This window comes from Metabacillus sp. FJAT-52054 (genome assembly GCF_037201815.1).
Taxonomy (GTDB): Bacteria; Bacillota; Bacilli; order Bacillales; family Bacillaceae; genus Metabacillus_B; species Metabacillus_B sediminis.
This window is the reverse complement of the sequence record NZ_CP147407.1, coordinates 2,728,058-2,742,275: the sequence shown is the minus strand read 5'-3', so window position 1 is coordinate 2,742,275 and position 14,218 is coordinate 2,728,058. Positions and strand designations below refer to the sequence as shown.

Genomic DNA, 14,218 nt, shown 5'->3' with positions numbered 1-14,218 from the left:
AAAGTGGCACATTTATCACGGTTTTTGCGTTTTATAATAGGGAAGTTTCAGTGGGGAAAACAAGGACTTACGGCTGGGCATTTTTCAAAGAAGGCATATTCGCTCCTTTTTCCGCATAACTTGTGGTGAAGAATAACGGCAATTAGCCTGTATGCTTTTACTATACAGTTAATGCATAGGAGGGGGAACTTTTGAAAATCCATATCGTTCAAAAAGGGGATACATTGTGGAACATCGCTAAAAAATATGGAGCAGATTTCGAAGAACTGAAAAAAATGAACTCTCAACTAAGCAATCCCGATTCCATAATGCCTGGAATGAAAATTAAGGTACCTACAGGAAGCGTTCCAGTAAAGAATGAAACTCAAATTAATTTCAATTCGAAAAAAGAAACACAAAAGCCTATAAAAGAGCAGCCGGTTCAGCAGCCTGCAAAGGAAAAACCAAAAGAAGTTCAAGCAGCAGAAGAACCTAAAAAAGAAAAACCAATTACTCCATTTATGCCTAAAATGCCAAACATACCTCAGCCTGTTTACCCTGAAATGGATATTAATAATTATTATATGGTGAATATGTCAATGCCGCCGAAGCAGCCGCAGCTGCCTCAAAAGCCGGCGAATGTTATGCCGGAAATGAAAAAGCCGGCAAATGTCATGCCGGAAATGAAGAAGCCGGCTGAAAAGCCAAAAGAGAAGACAGCTGCACAAGGGGCACAAAAGGCAGTTTCACCAGCCAAGAAAGAGGAGGCAACCAAGAAAATGGAGAAAATGCCGAACATGCCTAATATGCCTTATTCTGCACCAACAGGAGTAATGGGAGCAACGCAGCCATCCATGCAGCAGCCAATGTACGGCGGACCGCAGCCTGGATATGGAATGCAGGCCCCAATGTATGGAGCTCCATACGGATATGGCCATCATGGCCACCATCATCACCATCATCCAATGCCGTATTGGTGTGTGCCATCTCCAATGCCTTATGGCGTCGGTGGGGCAATGGATGAAAACATGCCAAATGTGATGGGTGCCATGGATGAAAACATGCCGAACGTGATGGGGGCCATGTCCCCGAATATGCCAAATGTGATGGGTGCGATGTCCCCGAATATGCCGAACGTAATGGGGGCCATGTCTCCGAATATGCCGAACGTGATGGGTGCAATGGATGAAAACATGCCGAATGTGATGGGCGCGATGTCTCCCAATATGCCAAATGTAATGGGCGCTCAAAGCATGCCTCAAATGATGCCGCAAATGGCTCCGCAAGGATATTCGCCATATCCTCCTGGATGCACACCGGCCTCTCCTGTAATGCCCGGTTCAGGGTTTGGCCCGGGGGTAATGGGTGCTTATGATCACAATATGCCGAACGTGATGGGTGCCATGGATGAAAATATGCCGAATGTGATGGGCGCGATGTCGCCTAACATGCCCAACGTGATGGGTGCGATGAATGAAAATATGCCGAACGTAATGGGTGCTATGTCGCCTAACATGCCGAACGTAATGGGTGCGCAAGAAGGCAAGAATAAACAGCCGCAGACTGGCGGTGCCTACGGCCAAATGCCACCGCAGGATTGTGGATGCGGCGGTTCCCAAGGGTACGGAATGCAGCCGGGCTACGGAATGCAGCCAGGATATGGAATGCAGCCGGGGTACGGAATGCAGCCAGGATATGGCCAAATGTTTGGACGCCCTGATTTTTACAATGTGGATGAGGATTAATTTTAATGGTTCGAGACGATTCCAATCGTCTCTTTTTTTTTACATATTTAAAAAGCAGGCGCTGTTCAAGCATGGTGTGGATTGGTAACACCTGTTGATTAGAGTGAACGCCTGCAATCAACAGTCAGTTTAAAGGCGCTAAAAAATACAAGGCCTTTGATTAATGGAGGGAACTGTCAAGATTAAAACTTTCTGTTCAGAGCAACCTAACCAAGAGCACATTTCGCTCAATTGGTATAAAAACAGGGGGTAGTCATCTTGATAAGAAAGACCATCCAATACGGATCTCTGGCTCTTCTAGCAGGTGTGCTTACAGCTTGCAGCAATGGTAAAGACAATGCAATGGATTACAATGACAACACACAGCCAATCGGCATGTACTCAAACGAACATGATGGAAAAAACAAGGATCATGCTGACAACGATGGCCCGATCACTGAAATGATGGACGGAGATCGCAATGATCGCCCGACCAGAGTGTCAAATACCCGTAAAGAAAATGGATATTATAACGAGAGTGATCAGAAAATAGCCGAAAATGTTTCAAATAAAATTTCCAAAATGAAAAATGTTGATGAGGCCAGAACAGTTGTGACAGAAGATAATGTGATTGTAGCCGTTGATACAAACGATAAAAACAATAAAAATGTGAAAAACGCCATCTTAAAAGAAACAGAAAAATTGGCACACGGCAAAAATGTGGATGTCTTTACAGACGAAGGGTCCTTCAACAGAGTTAAGCAAATTGATACGAATATTAAAAATAACAAACCGCGAAAAACCATTGATGCCGATATTAAAGATTTTATGAAAAATACCGGCAAAACCATTCAGCGCACGCTTAATCCGAATCGCTAAAACCAGGGCCATCCCTGGTTTTTTCTTATGACTAAAACTTCCATGAATGGTCACACTATGAATGTGGCAATCATGGAAGTTTTTTATTAGCATTAGTTTCCTGCATGCTGGGAACCCGTATAAATCTGATAAATAGTGAGGTGGACTTGTTGCTGACACGCAAGCCGTTTGTATATGTTCAATTGTCGCTCATCACCTTGATCACCTTATTTTGTACAGTAAACGTTCAGGCATTGGAACGGCACACAGCGGATGAAAAAGCTGTAAATTCCATTACTTTATACCTGGAAAGAGCCTACCTTGATGGAGAAGTGAGCGTAGAGATAAAAAGGGAACCGTATGGCTCCCTGTCCCATTTGCTCGACCGCTATCCGGGATGGATGCCAGTGGAGAAAAGCGGAATGAAAATTGTCCTGAGAAAGAATATGAATGATATATCTCCTCTTATGAAAGCTAACGGATATTTTGGCCTGAATAATAAAGGGATACTATCTATATTTGATGGCAAACCGAGCGAGGAAGGAAAAGTCATCCAATCATTTTTCCAGATAGATGTAGGTAAGCTTGAAACAAAAAGACATATAGAGCTGGAAAATGGAATCAGAGTGGCGAGCAGGAAGGATTATCTGCACGTTATCGAAACATTTAAACAATACGGAACGCGTTCTGCAAAAAAATAGCGTACTCGAATTTGCCTGCCATTTCGCAGGCTTTTCATTTTGCACTGTGAGAACATATGTTAACGTTTCTAGTTCTTGGCCGCGCCTTTTTGTGATACAATGAAGTACAGTTGTAAAGAGGTGAAAAAGGTGATTGAATTTGTCCGCGGGAAGATTGATTACATATCTCCCGAGTATATTGTGATTGACCATACTGGCATCGGCTATAAGATATTTGCTCCCAATCCGTTCGTCTATACAATGGGAACAGAAACAACCATATATACATACCAGCATGTCAGAGAAGACATCCTTGCTTTATACGGATTTAGAACAAGAGAGGAAAAAGCCCTTTTCACGAAGCTGCTGAACGTAACAGGAATTGGCCCTAAGGGAGCGCTTGCGATCCTGGCATCAGGAGATCCGTCTCAAGTGGTGCAGGCAATCGAAGCAGAGGATGAGGTCTTCCTTGTTAAATTTCCTGGAGTGGGAAAGAAAACGGCAAGACAGATTATTCTTGATTTAAAAGGCAAGTTAGGCGATGTTGCCCCCGAATTTGCTCCTTCCTTATTCAATCATACCGTGTTTGCAGAAAAAGATGAGGCTTCAAAAGCTCTCGCTGAGACCATTGAGGCTCTCAAAGTTCTCGGGTATGGAGAGCGGGAAATTAATAAGGTTGTTCCAGCTTTGAAAGATGAAGCACTGTCAACCGATCAGCTGGTGAAAAAAGCGCTGCAAAAGCTGTTAAAGTAAGGTGATGACAATGAATGACCGGCTTGTGTCCGGAAGTGCCGAAAATGAAGAACAATACTTGGAGCTTAGTCTGCGTCCGCAAAGGCTCAGTCAATACATAGGACAGGATAAGGTAAAAGAAAATCTGGATATCTTTATCCAGGCTGCCAAAATGCGCGGAGAAACTCTTGACCACGTCCTCCTATACGGTCCGCCGGGTCTCGGTAAAACGACTTTGGCTGCCATTATTGCAAATGAGATGGGCGTAAATCTCAGAACGACTTCGGGACCGGCTATTGAAAGACCCGGCGACCTGGCAGCGATTCTAACTGCGCTAGAGCCTGGAGATGTCCTTTTTATTGATGAAATCCACCGTCTGCACCGTTCCATTGAAGAAGTTCTTTATCCTGCAATGGAGGATTTCTGCCTGGATATTGTCATTGGCAAAGGACCGGAAGCGAGATCCGTCAGGCTCGATCTGCCCCCGTTTACATTAGTGGGAGCTACAACAAGGGTGGGGCTTTTAACTGCTCCGTTAAGAGACCGGTTCGGTGTCCTGAGCAGGCTTGAGTACTATAGGGAGTCAGAGCTCTCAGAGATTGTAGAACGGACAGCGGATATCCTCCAAATTGGCATTGATCCTCATGCTTCCGCTGAAATCTCAAGAAGATCGAGAGGAACACCAAGAATTGCAAACCGGCTATTACGCAGAGTCCGTGATTTTGCACAGGTGCTCGGTAAAGAAGCAATTTCAGAGGAGCTTTCATCTGAAGCACTTGAAAGGCTTCAAGTAGATAGATTGGGCCTGGATCATATTGACCACAAGCTGCTGACGGGGATTATTGAAAAGTATAGAGGAGGTCCAGTCGGACTGGACACAATTTCTGCGACAATTGGAGAAGAATCACATACGATTGAAGACGTTTATGAACCCTATCTTTTGCAGATCGGGTTTTTGCAAAGAACATCCAGGGGAAGAATGGTAACCGATGCGGTTTACAGACATTTTAATCTGGAGGTTCCGGAACATGACTGAAATGCCTAAACTGCTGATGATTATTGGGGCCGTTTTGTTTTTGGCCGGCCTGTTTATGCAGGCAATTGGGAAACTGCCCGGAGACCTTGTCTTCAAGAAAGGGAATACAACCTTTTTTTTCCCGATTGCAACCTCCATTATCATCAGCATTTTGCTAACCGTTCTTTTTTCTATTTTTGGACGATTTAAATGACAAGAGAAAAACAGGTGATAACATGAAAGTAGAATTATTCGATTTTGACCTTCCCGAAGAACTCATTGCGCAGGTTCCTCTTCAAAAAAGAGATGCTTCCAGGCTGATGCATCTAAACAAAGAAACCGGCGAAATCAGCCATGGGCAATTTCCCGATATTACCCGTCATCTTCAGCCCGGAGACTGCCTCGTCCTGAACGACACCCGTGTTTTGCCGGCAAGACTTTTCGGAATGAAGGAAGACACAGGAGCAAAAATTGAAGTGCTTCTGCTGAAGCAATCTGAGGGTGATACATGGGAGACCCTGATTAAACCTGCTAAACGTGTAAAGGAAGGCACGATTATTACATTTGGAGACGGAAAGCTGACAGCCAAATGTTTAGAAGAACAAGAGCACGGCGGCAGAACGCTGCATTTTTCCTATGAAGGAATCTTTTATGAGGTTTTGGAGTCGCTTGGAGAAATGCCTCTGCCTCCATATATAAAAGAGCAGCTTGATGATAGGGAACGCTATCAAACCGTCTATTCAAGAGAAGCCGGCTCCGCTGCTGCACCTACAGCAGGCCTGCATTTTACAGATCAAATTCTTTCTGAACTTCAGGAAAAAGGGGTATCTGTTGCGTACATCACGCTTCATGTAGGACTTGGAACTTTCCGGCCGGTGAGCGCTGAAACTGTAGAAGAGCACGAAATGCATGCCGAATTCTATCAGATGACAGAGGGAACGGCCCGGCTGCTTAATGAGACAAGAGCAAACGGGGGACGGATTATTACGGTTGGGACCACTTCAACCCGCACCCTAGAAACGATTGCTTCTGCTGCAGACGGCAAATTCCAGGAAGAAAGCGGCTGGACAAGCATCTTTATCTATCCCGGTTATGAGTTCAAAGGAATTGACGGCATGCTGACCAACTTCCATTTGCCAAAGTCCTCTCTTATTATGCTGGTCAGCTCACTAGCCGGCAGAGAGAATGTAATGAACGCTTATGAGACGGCAGTTCGTGAAAAATACCGATTCTTCAGTTTCGGAGACGCAATGCTCATTTTATAAAAAGAAAATTTAGGCTACACTGAATAAAAGGCTACACATAGAGGAGGAGAGACGGTGACAGCTTCATCATCACCGATACGGTACGAATTTATCAAAACATGCAAGCAGACAGGTGCGAGGCTGGGAAGAGTTCATACTCCCCACGGCTCCTTTGATACACCAGCATTTATGCCGGTTGGCACACTTGCAACTGTAAAAACGATGTCTCCCGAGGATCTGAAAGGGATGGGCTCCAATATTATTTTAAGCAACACCTATCACCTGTGGCTCCGTCCGGGAAATGAAATTGTTAAAGAAGCCGGCGGTTTGCACAAATTCATGAACTGGGATCGAGCAATTTTAACGGATTCAGGCGGATTTCAAGTATTTTCCCTTAGTGAATTCCGGAAAATTGAAGAAGAAGGTGTTCATTTCCGCAACCACTTGAACGGAGACAAGCTGTTCCTTTCCCCGGAGAAAGCGATGCAGATTCAAAATGACCTTGGCTCAGATATTATGATGGCGTTCGATGAATGCCCTCCATATCCTGCTGAGTATGAGTACATGAAAAAATCTGTCGAACGGACCAGCCGCTGGGCTGAAAGATGTCTCAATGCGCATGGGCGTCCAAACGATCAAGGCTTATTCGGTATCATTCAAGGCGGAGAGTACGAAGAGCTTCGCAAGCAAAGTGCAAAAGACCTTGTATCCATGGACTTCCCTGGATATGCAGTCGGAGGATTATCTGTAGGTGAACCGAAGGACGTTATGAACAGGGTCCTTGAATTTACAACCCCTTGGATGCCTGATAACAAACCCCGATACTTAATGGGAGTTGGATCTCCTGATTCACTCATTGACGGAGCAATCAGAGGAATCGACATGTTTGACTGTGTCCTGCCTACGCGAATTGCCCGCAACGGAACCTTAATGACAAGCACAGGCCGTCTCGTCGTAAAAAATGCGAAATACGCAAAAGACTTCGGTCCAATCGATGAAAACTGCGACTGCTACACGTGTAAAAATTACTCACGTGCCTATATTCGACACTTAATAAAGTGCGAAGAGACTTTTGGTATCAGACTTACGTCTTATCATAATCTTCATTTTCTGTTAAAATTAATGGAGCAAGTTAGACAAGCGATTCGAGAAGACCGTCTTGGCGACTTCAGAGACGAGTTCTTTGAACAATATGGATTCAACAAACCGAACGCTCGCAACTTCTAAACTTTGAAAGGGGTGAAAGAAAATGGGTGGTAATTCCATGACAACGATTTTATCGTTAGTTTTAATGTTCGCGATTTTTTATTTCCTTTTGATCCGTCCGCAGCAAAAACAGCAAAAGACCTTCCGCCAAATGCAAAGCAGTTTGCAAAAAGGGGACAAGGTTGTGACAATTGGAGGGCTTCACGCGACGATTGAATCAATCGATGAAGAAAAAGCTGTACTAAAGGCTGGCGACGGCTCCCGTTTAACATTCGAACGCAGAGCAATCCGCGAAGTAAAAGAGAAATCCGTACTGGCAAAAACAGAGGAAGCTTAATGCTTTCTCTTTTTTTATTGTTTTTTGACTGTTCGTTTTACGTTAACCAAGAAATTCTAGGCAACGAGCTGGAAAAGCGGATTTCCAGGCAAGAATGCCAGGCAACGAGCTCAAAAAGCGGATTGCCAGGCAAGAATGCCAGGCAACAATCCGGAAAAGCAGGATGCCAGGCAAAAATGCCGGGCAACGAGCTGAAAAAGCGGATTGCCAGGCAAGAATGCCAGGCAACGAGCTGAAAAAGCGGAATGCCAGGCAAGAATGCCAGGCAACGAGCTGAAAAAGCGGAATGCCAGGCAAGAATGCCAGGCAAAGTCCTCGAAATGAGTGATGCCAGGCAAGAATGCCAGGCAACGGCAAAACGGATTGCCAGGCAAGAATGCCAGGCAACGGACCAAGAAAGCGGATTGCCAGGCAAGAATGCCAGGCAATGGACCAAGAAAGCGGATTGCCAGGCAAGAATGCCAGGCAACGGACCAAGAAAGCGGATTGCCAGGCAAGAATGGCAGGCAATGGACCAAGAAAGCGGATTGCCAGGCAAGAGTGCCAGGCAACGAACCAAGAAAGCGGATTGCCAGGCAAGAATGCCAGGCAACGGACCAAGAAAGCGGATTGCCAGGCAAGAATGCCAGGCAACGGACCAAGAAAGCGGATTGCCAGGCAAGAATGCCAGGCAATGGACCAAGAAAGCGGATTGCCAGGCAAGAATGCCAGGCAACAATCCGGAAAAGCATGATGCCAGGCAAGAATGCCAGGCAAAGTCCTCGAAAAGAGTGATGCCAGGCAAGAATGCCAGGCAACGGCCCGATAAAGCGGACTGCCAGGCAAGAATGCCAGGCAACGAGCCGGAAAAACAGAATGCCAGGCCACGACCCCTAAAAACCGGATTGCCAGGCAACTATTCTCCCCCCACCATAAAAACACCAAAAAACCCGGCATCCGCCGGGTCTCCCACTTCCATTAATCCGATGACATATTAACTCCGATCATTCCGCCCAGCATAGCCATTGCTAAAAATCCTGCGTGGTATAAAAATTGCATAGGTTTTAGCGTTGATCCGAATCCAAGGAATTGGAAGAGCAAAATAATGAGTGTAAAACAAAGTGCCGTAATGCCTCCGAGTATCCAGCCGCGTTCTTTTCCTTTGCCTCCGGCGATAAATCCCCCAATGAACAGGGTGATGAAGGAGAGGGCCAGGAGAATCCACCGTATTGAGCTTTCCGTCATGCCTGTGAATTTAAGGAGCAGTGAGAAGATAAGGCTGATTGCCAGAGCGGCAGCAAAAATAGCAACAAGTCCGCTTAGTATAGCTTTTCCCCATTTTTTTGTTTCCATAGTAAGCATCTCTCCCTTTTGGCGCATGCTTGTTTATGCTCGTCTTTTCTTAAGGTATTCAGAAGAAAGGGTGATTAGAATCATTCATTGGAAGAAACTTTGCCGCATGGATTGAAAAAGGCCTGTACAAACTAGAGAAAGCATTGTAAGAAGGGAGAAGCATGGATGGAGATTTATTTAATTATTATCGCCCGGACGGTTTTGCTGTATTTTTTGATTATCATTATTTTCCGTATGATGGGGAAGCGGGAAATAGGCGAGTTAAGTATTTTGGATCTGGTGGTTTTTATTATGATTGCGGAGCTGGCAGTTATGGCGATCGAAAGTCCAAAGGATCCCCTTATGCATTCCGTCATATCCATGCTGCTGCTTTTAGGGATTCAGTACGGTTTGGCTCTTTTGTCTTTGAAGAGTGAAAAAGTCCGTCAGCTTATCGATGGCAAGCCTACAATCATTATCAGCAAAGGGAAGATAGATGAGAGGGCGATGAGGTCCCAGCGGTACAATTTTGATGATTTAATGACTCAGCTTCGTGAGAAAAACGTACGAAACCTCGGGGATGTAGAGTTTGCGATTTTAGAAACATCAGGAAAGCTGAATGTTTTCACAAAGCAGGAAGGAAAGCCTATGCAGAACATTGATTTGGCGCTCATCATTGATGGAGCGATTCAGCCTGCCCACCTTGAAAAAATAGGGAAGACGGAGCTGTGGCTTAGACAGGAACTCCGCAAGTTAGGCTATCAGGAGCTGCAGAACATCTCTTTTTGTACGTATTCCAACGGTGTGTTTTACGTAGATGTGTCAAATGTCTAGATTCAGCGAGGATTTGGAATAAGCTTTGCCAGGGCGGGGCCAAATAGCGGTACCCGCTTCAGTTCTTCCTTTAAAACAAGCTTGAATTGAATTAAAAGGATTACATATATTCCTGTACAGATGGCTATTGCCGCTAGAAGGCCAATGACGCTTCCGAAATTTTTCAGCCAGCTGTAGTAAGCATAATAGCCTGCAGCTCCGGTGATGACCATTGCTGCAAAACTATACAAATATTCTCTTACATAAATGGTCAGTGAAACGACTTTAATAACGGTTGCTAAATGCAGCAGGGTCACAGTCATGATGCCAATGACAATAGCAAGCGCGGCTCCTTTAATGCCCATTTCGGGTCGAGCTGAGAGGACAAAAATCAGAGCCGTTTTAATTAATGCCCCGATTAGACTGTTAATCATAGCGGCGCGTGCAAGGTTTAAGGCTTGGAGGACTGCCTGCAATGGCCCCTGGATGTAATTGAAAATGAAAAATGGGGCCATTAATTTAACAAAAATGGCGGCATCTGCATTTCCGTACATTAAGTTCATCAGGGGATCAGCATAAATATACAGCACAACAGCTGCAAGCCCGCCCGTTACCAGGGACAGTCTTAATGCTTGACGGAGCCTGTGTTCGACCAGCTTCTTCTTGTTTTGAGCCATTGCTTCACTAATGGCCGGTACGAGAGAGGTGGAAAGGGAAAACGTGATAAAGGAAGGAAGCATGAGCAGCGGCAGGGCATAGCCTGCCAGCTCTCCGTATTGCCTTGTTGCCATGGCCGTGCCTATACCTGCAAGTGCCAGACTTTGAGAAACGACGATGGGTTCGAAAAACCATGAAACCGAGCCGATCATCCTGCTTCCAGTCGTTGGAACCGCTATTTCCATTAAATTTTTAAATGTATCTTTGCCGGATTTAATAGACTGAAAAAAATTTTTCCGGACTCTGATTTTCTTTTTAAGCTTAAACATAAAAAAGAGATAAATAAGAGAAACAAGCTCTCCGACTACAGCTGAAAACATAGCTCCTGCAGCGGCATATTCTATTCCGTATGGGAGAAAAGCCGTAGTGAAAACCGCAATGAGCGATATCCGGATAATTTGTTCCAGGACCTGTGAATAGGCAGCTGGCTTCATGTTCTGTTTTCCCTGGAAGTACCCTCTCAATACCGAAGAAACGGCAACGATCGGGACGACCGGTGCAACCGCCATAAGGGGATAGAGTGTTCTTGGATCTGTAAAAAGATGCTCCGATAAATAGGGTGCGGAAAGTAATATGACCGGAGTGAAAAAAATGCTCAAGCTTCCTGTAACTGCAAGGGATACAGCGAGTATTTTTTTTATGCGTTTTTGATCTCCCTGTGCATCAGCTTCAGCAACAAGTTTGGATATGGCAACAGGAAGTCCGAATTGGGTGATGGTAATAATCAGCACAAGTGTAGGGACTGCCATCATGTAGAGGCCGACCCCTTCCTGGCCTACAAATCTTGCGAGAACAATTCTGTTAATGAAACCAAGAACTCGGGTAATGAGTCCTGCCGCAATTAATATGATCGTTCCTTTTAAAAATGTTTGCTTGGACATGCCCTTCCCTGCCTTCTCAAATAGCTTGTTTTCATATACAATTACTATATGACTGTGAGATGGCCAAGCATGACAAGTTTTAGAAGCATAGGTCTATCGTATGGCATACAGCTTATAAGGATTGTTAAAGGAGCGTGCGCAAATGGAGAAACATCCTGCGGAACTGTACAGACATCATGTCAGGCCTTTTATGAAAAGCAAGCTGGAAGAGTTTATGATATTAGGCTATGATCATGTCTCAGAGCAGGAATTGTGGACATACTTGTTGAAAAAGAAGTGGAAGTCTAAAGAAGAATTAATGATTTATAAAATGGTGAGTGACATCATGTCTGTTAGAGCAGGAGAATTCATGAATTTTGCGGCCGTAGAATCGTATAAAGCACCTAATTGGTTCGGAAGCGAAGAAGGCACCAAAATGCTTGAAGAATTGCTGTAACGGACGGGTTCAAGTAGCTAAGGAGGATACATAATGATCAAGCGGGGGCGCATCCTTGCGTTTTTTCTCATTACTGTTTTAGTTGGAGTTATTATTGGATTCAGAACACCGGAAGTAACAGGAAACATTCCAAGGGGACTTGATCTGCAGGGCGGATTTGAAGTGCTTTATGATGTATCGCCAGCAAACAAAGGGGATGTCATTGACAGGGAAGCTCTAGTCAGTACGGTGCGTGCCCTTGAAAACCGTGCAAATGTACTCGGTGTAAGCGAGCCGAATATTCAGATCGAAGGAAAAAGGATCCGTGTTCAGCTTGCTGGTGTTAAAGATCAGAACAAAGCACGCGAGATTCTGTCCACGCAGGCAAAGCTTACATTCAGGGACGTGAATGACAAGGAATATTTGAATGGTTCCGATCTTGTCCAGGGTGCGGCAAAGCAAACCTTTGATCCTCAGTCCAATCAGCCTGTCGTTTCCGTCAAGCTGAAGGATAAATCAAAATTCAAGGATGCTACAAGCAAGATTGTAGCTATGCAGCCGGAAAATCAACTGGTCATTTGGCTGGATTATCAGCCGGGAGACAAATATAAAGAAGAAAGAGGAAAGGCCAAACCGAAATTCCTTTCCGATCCAAACGTTAATGAAGTTTTCGACACAACCGATGTTGTCATTACAGGGCAATTTTCCATAAAAGAAGCACAGGAGCTTGCAAACCTGCTGAATGCCGGGTCTCTGCCGGTCCAGCTTGATGAAACGTATTCAACCTCCGTAGGAGCTAAATTCGGGGAGGAAGCGCTTCAGTCAACTGTGCTCGCAGGAATCATCGGAGTAGCAGTAATCTTCCTGTTTATGCTTTTCTATTATCGTCTTCCAGGAGCGATTGCGGTCATCACATTAAGTGCATATATATTCGTTATTCTTCAGATTTTTGATTGGATGAATGCAGTTCTGACATTGCCTGGTATTGCCGCCCTTATTCTAGGGGTTGGGATGGCTGTCGATGCGAACATTATTACGTATGAACGGATTAAAGAAGAGCTGAAGCTTGGTAAATCCGTGCGCTCTGCCTTTAAGTCTGGAAACAGACGCTCATTCATGACGATTTTTGATGCAAACTTAACCACCATGCTTGCCGGAGCAGTCCTGTTCTTTTTCGGAACCAGCGCCGTTAAAGGCTTTGCAACGATGCTTCTTGTCAGTATTATTGCAAGCTTTGTAACTGCTGTATTCCTTTCAAGAATTCTGCTTTCCCTGCTGGTGGAAAGCCGCTGGCTCGATAAGAAAAAGTCATGGTTCGGCGTGAAAAAGAGTCAAATGCTTGAGATTTACGAAACGGATAAATTTACGGATCCGCCGACACGCTTTGATAAAGTGGATTTCCTAAAATACCGTAATGGCTTTTTCGCTTTCTCAGGAATTACGGTGGCAGCCGGACTTATCATCATTCTGATATTCAAGCTGAATCTTGGGATCGATTTTACAAGCGGTACGCGGGTTGAAATTGGTTCTGAAAAGCCAATCACAGCTGAACAGGTTGAAACAGAACTGAAGTCCATTGATATGGAAGCCGATGAAATTGTCTTAGCCGGTGCAAACAATGACACGGCTGTAGCAAGATTTGTCGGAGTTTTGAGCAAAGAGGAAATTGCAAAACTGAAGGATCAGTTTGCGAAATATGGCAAAGAACCGACAGTAAGTACCGTTTCTCCTGAGGTTGGGAAGGAACTCGCTCAGAATGCTTTCTACGGTATTTTGCTTGCCTCTCTCGGAATTGTTATTTATGTAGCCATCCGCTATGAGTGGAGAATGGGACTATCAGCCATCGTCGCTTTGCTTTATGATGCATTCTTTATCGTTGCTTTCTTCAGTCTTACACGCCTCGAAGTTGATATCACCTTCATTGCGGCAGTTCTGACGATCGTTGGTTATTCGATTAACGATACCATTGTAACCTTTGACCGGATTCGCGAGCTTCAAAGAAAAACAAAGGTAAAAACGATCGAGGATTTAAGTATGATTGTAAACAAGAGTTTGCAGCAGACGTTTACACGTTCAATCAATACGGTCCTGACCGTTGTGATTACAACAGTGGCACTCATGATTTTCGGAAGTGACTCGATCCGCAATTTCTCGATTGCCTTGCTTGTCGGGTTAATCTCGGGGGCATATTCTTCTATCTTTATCGCCGCACAGCTATGGCTGATTTTGAAGAAGAAAGAGTTTGTCAAAAAGAAAGACGATCAAACGAAGGAATTGCATTCGAATCAGCACCCGGAAGTGTAACA

At 44.8% G+C, this 14,218-nt stretch carries 16 protein-coding genes; 14 read left to right on the top strand and 2 right to left on the bottom strand.

Features of this window, described 5'->3' with window-relative positions; translation table 11 throughout:
* Positions 1-191: 191 nt before the first annotated feature.
* The 11 genes from safA (at position 192) to WCV65_RS14295 (ending at position 8,752) form a co-directional block, all read left to right on the top strand.
* Positions 192-1,724 (top strand): SafA/ExsA family spore coat assembly protein, encoded by a 1,533-nt coding sequence (gene safA / locus WCV65_RS14345; protein ID WP_338777361.1) that lies wholly within the window; start codon positions 192-194, stop codon positions 1,722-1,724.
* Between the two features lie 258 nt (positions 1,725-1,982).
* Positions 1,983-2,582, top strand: coding sequence for a YhcN/YlaJ family sporulation lipoprotein (locus tag WCV65_RS14340; RefSeq protein ID WP_338777359.1), 600 nt, complete (start codon positions 1,983-1,985; stop codon positions 2,580-2,582).
* Positions 2,583-2,731: 149 nt separating this feature from the next.
* Positions 2,732-3,262 (top strand): BofC C-terminal domain-containing protein, encoded by a 531-nt coding sequence (locus WCV65_RS14335; protein ID WP_338777356.1) that lies wholly within the window; start codon positions 2,732-2,734, stop codon positions 3,260-3,262.
* Positions 3,263-3,391: 129 nt separating this feature from the next.
* Positions 3,392-3,994: a Holliday junction branch migration protein RuvA gene (gene ruvA / locus WCV65_RS14330; RefSeq protein ID WP_338777354.1), complete on the top strand. Its 603-nt coding sequence runs from the start codon at positions 3,392-3,394 to the stop codon at positions 3,992-3,994.
* A gap of 10 nt (positions 3,995-4,004) precedes the next feature.
* A complete protein-coding gene (gene ruvB, locus WCV65_RS14325; RefSeq protein WP_338777351.1) occupies positions 4,005-5,009 on the top strand; it encodes a Holliday junction branch migration DNA helicase RuvB in 1,005 nt (334 codons plus the stop codon).
* A complete protein-coding gene (locus tag WCV65_RS14320) occupies positions 5,002-5,202 on the top strand; it encodes a DUF2905 domain-containing protein (RefSeq protein WP_035405285.1) in 201 nt (66 codons plus the stop codon). Before ruvB ends, WCV65_RS14320 begins: the two co-directional genes overlap by 8 nt.
* Positions 5,203-5,224: 22 nt before the next feature.
* Positions 5,225-6,253, top strand: coding sequence for a tRNA preQ1(34) S-adenosylmethionine ribosyltransferase-isomerase QueA (queA, locus tag WCV65_RS14315; RefSeq protein ID WP_338777350.1), 1,029 nt, complete (start codon positions 5,225-5,227; stop codon positions 6,251-6,253).
* 54 nt (positions 6,254-6,307) lie between these two features.
* On the top strand, positions 6,308-7,459 hold the full coding sequence (gene tgt / locus WCV65_RS14310; RefSeq protein ID WP_338777347.1) for a tRNA guanosine(34) transglycosylase Tgt: 1,152 nt from the start codon (positions 6,308-6,310) through the stop codon (positions 7,457-7,459).
* Positions 7,460-7,496: 37 nt separating this feature from the next.
* Complete coding sequence (gene yajC / locus WCV65_RS14305; RefSeq protein ID WP_338777345.1) at positions 7,497-7,775, top strand: preprotein translocase subunit YajC; 279 nt, start codon at positions 7,497-7,499, stop codon at positions 7,773-7,775.
* The gene (locus WCV65_RS14300; protein ID WP_338777342.1) at positions 7,775-8,011 is read left to right on the top strand and encodes a hypothetical protein; all 237 of its coding nucleotides are present in this window, start codon (positions 7,775-7,777) and stop codon (positions 8,009-8,011) included. The genes yajC and WCV65_RS14300 overlap by 1 nt, the downstream gene beginning before the upstream one ends.
* A gap of 9 nt (positions 8,012-8,020) precedes the next feature.
* Positions 8,021-8,752: a hypothetical protein gene (locus tag WCV65_RS14295; protein ID WP_338777340.1), complete on the top strand. Its 732-nt coding sequence runs from the start codon at positions 8,021-8,023 to the stop codon at positions 8,750-8,752.
* Here the strand turns inward: WCV65_RS14295 and WCV65_RS14290 are convergent.
* Positions 8,733-9,107: a TIGR04086 family membrane protein gene (locus WCV65_RS14290; RefSeq protein WP_035405276.1), complete on the bottom strand. Its 375-nt coding sequence runs from the start codon at positions 9,105-9,107 to the stop codon at positions 8,733-8,735. The genes WCV65_RS14295 and WCV65_RS14290 overlap by 20 nt on opposite strands.
* A gap of 165 nt (positions 9,108-9,272) precedes the next feature.
* Between WCV65_RS14290 and WCV65_RS14285 the strand changes: the two genes are divergently transcribed.
* The gene (locus tag WCV65_RS14285; RefSeq protein ID WP_035405274.1) at positions 9,273-9,920 is read left to right on the top strand and encodes a DUF421 domain-containing protein; all 648 of its coding nucleotides are present in this window, start codon (positions 9,273-9,275) and stop codon (positions 9,918-9,920) included.
* Positions 9,921-9,922: 2 nt separating this feature from the next.
* Here WCV65_RS14285 and spoVB read toward each other — a convergent pair whose 3' ends face one another.
* Positions 9,923-11,497: a stage V sporulation protein B gene (gene spoVB, locus WCV65_RS14280; RefSeq protein ID WP_035405273.1), complete on the bottom strand. Its 1,575-nt coding sequence runs from the start codon at positions 11,495-11,497 to the stop codon at positions 9,923-9,925.
* 142 nt (positions 11,498-11,639) lie between these two features.
* On the opposite strand from spoVB, the gene WCV65_RS14275 reads away from it, so the two are divergent.
* On the top strand, positions 11,640-11,933 hold the full coding sequence (locus WCV65_RS14275; protein ID WP_338777338.1) for a post-transcriptional regulator: 294 nt from the start codon (positions 11,640-11,642) through the stop codon (positions 11,931-11,933).
* A 36-nt stretch (positions 11,934-11,969) separates the two neighbouring features.
* On the top strand, positions 11,970-14,216 hold the full coding sequence (secDF, locus tag WCV65_RS14270; protein WP_338782306.1) for a protein translocase subunit SecDF: 2,247 nt from the start codon (positions 11,970-11,972) through the stop codon (positions 14,214-14,216).
* Positions 14,217-14,218 lie beyond the last annotated feature (2 nt).